At 57.6% G+C, this 3,136-nt stretch carries 1 protein-coding gene; it reads left to right on the top strand.

Features of this window, described 5'->3' with window-relative positions; all coding sequences use genetic code 11:
* Positions 1 to 56 precede the first annotated feature (56 nt).
* Complete coding sequence (gene glnE / locus ACLQ7H_RS05755; RefSeq protein ID WP_411751848.1) at positions 57 to 2,894, top strand: bifunctional [glutamate--ammonia ligase]-adenylyl-L-tyrosine phosphorylase/[glutamate--ammonia-ligase] adenylyltransferase; 2,838 nt, start codon at positions 57 to 59, stop codon at positions 2,892 to 2,894.
* Positions 2,895 to 3,136: the final 242 nt, after the last annotated feature.

Genomic DNA, 3,136 nt, shown 5'->3' with positions numbered 1-3,136 from the left:
GTTCGTTAACTCCAGCGGGCCTGCCGGGCTGCAGGCCACAGAACGGGTCATACACTATGTTGCCACTCTCTGCTGCGTTACAGCTTCAGGCACAGAACATCGTGCAGCGATTTCAGGAAACTCAGGGTGCGGAGTTGATGCTCAGCGCCGCAGAACAAAGCGTTCTGGCGTCGAGTGATTTTGTCAGCGACATGTTACTCGGCCATCCTGAATGGTTGGTAACGTTACGCCAGCAGCCACCGGTGGCCGATGAGTGGCAGCATTATGCCGCCTGGTTGCAGGATGAGCTTGAAGAGGTGCGTGACGAAGCGCAGCTAATGCGCGTGTTGCGTCTGTTCCGCCGTGAGAGCCTGGTGCGTATTGCCTGGGCGCAGGCTCAGCAGTTATGTTCCACGCCGGAAACGCTACAACAGCTGAGTGCTCTGGCAGAAACGCTGATCGTCAGCGCTCGTGACTGGCTCTATCAAACCTGTTGCCGCGAGTGGGGCACGCCTTGCAATGCCGATGGCGTGCCGCAGCCATTGCTGATCCTGGGGATGGGCAAACTCGGCGGTGGTGAACTGAATTTCTCCTCTGATATCGATCTGATCTTTGCCTATCCGGAAAATGGCCATACGCAGGGCGGGCGGCGTGAACTGGATAACGCCCAATTCTTTACCCGCCTGGGGCAACGGCTGATCAAGGCGTTGGATCAGCAAACTATCGACGGCTTTGTCTACCGCGTCGATATGCGTCTGCGGCCGTTTGGCGATAGCGGCCCGCTGGTGATGAGCTTTGCCGCGCTGGAAGATTATTACCAGGAGCAGGGGCGCGATTGGGAACGCTACGCGATGGTCAAGGCGCGCCTGATGGGGGGGTATGAAGATGCCTACAGCCAGGAACTGCGCAAGACATTGCGGCCATTCGTGTTCCGTCGCTATATCGATTTCAGCGTGATCCAGTCGCTGCGTAATATGAAGGGCATGATTGCCCGCGAGGTGCGGCGGCGGGGGCTGAAGGACAACATCAAGCTGGGTGCCGGTGGCATCCGCGAAATCGAATTTATCACCCAGGTGTTCCAACTGATCCGTGGCGGGCGTGAGCCCAGTTTACAGGGGCGCTCATTGCTGCCGACGTTGCAGGCGGTTGGCGAACTGGGTTTGTTGACCGCACAGCAGGTCGCTGAGCTGAGTAACGGCTATCTGTTCCTGCGGCGGTTGGAGAATCTGTTGCAGGCGATTGCCGACCAGCAGACGCAAACCTTGCCGCAGGACGAGTTGGATCAGGCGCGTCTTGCCTGGGGAATGGATCAGCCTGACTGGCCGTCGTTGATGGCAGTACTGGAAGAGCATATGCGTCAGGTCCGTGCGGTATTTGATGACCTGATCGGTGACGATAGTCCCGATGTTGGCGAAGATCCCAACTACCAGCATTATCACAGCCTGTGGCAGGATGCGCTGGACGAGAACGAACTTGCGCCACTGACGCCCCATCTGGACGAAGAGGCGCGGCGGCAGATGCTGCGCTCCATCGCCGACTTCCGCCACGACGTGGATAAACGCACCATTGGCCCGCGTGGCCGTGACGTGTTGGATCAACTGATGCCACGCTTGCTGGCTGAAGTGTGTTCGCGTGCTGATGCGGCCACGGCTCTGACGCGTCTGACCCAATTGTTGCTGAGCATCGTGACCCGCACTACCTACCTTGAGCTGTTGGTGGAATACCATGCTGCCCTCAGCCACTTGATCCGTCTTTGTGCCGCATCACCGATGGTGGCCAGCCAACTGGCGCGTTATCCGCTGTTGCTCGATGAGCTGTTGGATCCGGCTACGCTGTACCAACCGGTGGCCCCGGATGCCTATCGTAGCGAACTACGCCAATACCGCCTGCGGGTGCCGGAGGACGATGAAGAGCAGCAGTTGGAAGCGTTGCGGCAGTTCAAACAGGCACAGCACTTGCGCATTGCCGCTGCAGATATCGCCGAGGCGTTGCCGGTGATGAAAGTGAGCGATCACTTAACTTATCTGGCCGAGGCGATCATTGATGCGGTGGTGCAGCAGGCGTGGAAAGACATGGTCGCGCGCTACGGCCAGCCGACCCATCTGCATGAGCGGGAGGGCTTAGGGTTCGCGGTGATCGGCTACGGTAAGCTGGGGGGCTGGGAGCTGGGCTATAGCTCGGATCTAGACCTGGTGTTCCTGCTGGATTGTCCACCAGACGTCATGACGGATGGCGATCGCTGTATCGATGGCCGCCAGTTCTATCTGCGCGTGGCACAGCGGGTGATGCATCTGTTCAGTACCCGCACCTCTTCCGGCATTCTCTATGAGGTGGATGCCCGTCTGCGTCCCTCCGGTGCTGCCGGGATGCTGGTCAGCACCGTTGAAGCCTTTGCCGATTATCAGCGTAACGAAGCCTGGACCTGGGAGCATCAAGCGCTGGTGCGGGCGCGCATCGTGTATGGCGATCCGGCGCTGCACCAGCAGTTCGATGCGATCCGCCGCGAAATTTTATGCAAACCGCGTGAAGTGAACAAACTGCAGCAGGAGGTGCGCGAAATGCGTGAGAAAATGCGCAGCCATCTGGGCAGCAAACAGCGCGATCTGTTTGATATCAAAGCGGACGAAGGCGGGATCACCGATATCGAATTTATCGCCCAATACCTGGTCTTAGGTTATGCCGGGGGCGAACCGCGCCTGACGCGTTGGTCGGATAACGTGCGTATCTTTGAGCTGATGGCTAACTACGACATCATGCCGGAAGACGAGGCTCGGGCATTAACTCAGGCTTACGTCACCATGCGTGATGAGATCCACCACCTGGCGTTGCAGGAACATTCCAGCAAAGTCAGCAGCGAGCTGTTTACCGCTGAACGTGAGCAGGTGCGTGCCAGTTGGAGCAAATGGCTGGGCTGAGGGGACGATAAAATTTGCTGAGATTATTCAATTACTACCCAATGAGCAGGGACTAGTAGCTCCCTCTCCCTGTGGGAGAGGGTTGGGGTGAGGGGCATTTTATACGGGTATTGCAGGCTATTATGCTAATATCTGCCGAATTTATTTTTATGACTTGTTTGGAGTTATCGGATGAAAGTTACACTACCTGATTTTCGCCGCGCCGGTGTGTTGGTGGTTGGTGACGTCATGTTGGATCGCTA

Origin of the sequence: Serratia sp. (in: enterobacteria) (assembly GCF_046715635.1) — a bacterium.
Classification (GTDB): domain Bacteria; phylum Pseudomonadota; class Gammaproteobacteria; order Enterobacterales; family Enterobacteriaceae; genus Chania.
Note: the sequence above shows the minus strand (reverse complement) of the source record. Positions and strands in the feature narration are given on the sequence as shown.

Coding starts and splice junctions, on each gene's coding strand:
- glnE (WP_411751848.1), top strand. CDS start 57: ATGTTGCCACTCTCTGCTGCGTTACAGCTTCAGGCACAGAACATCGTG.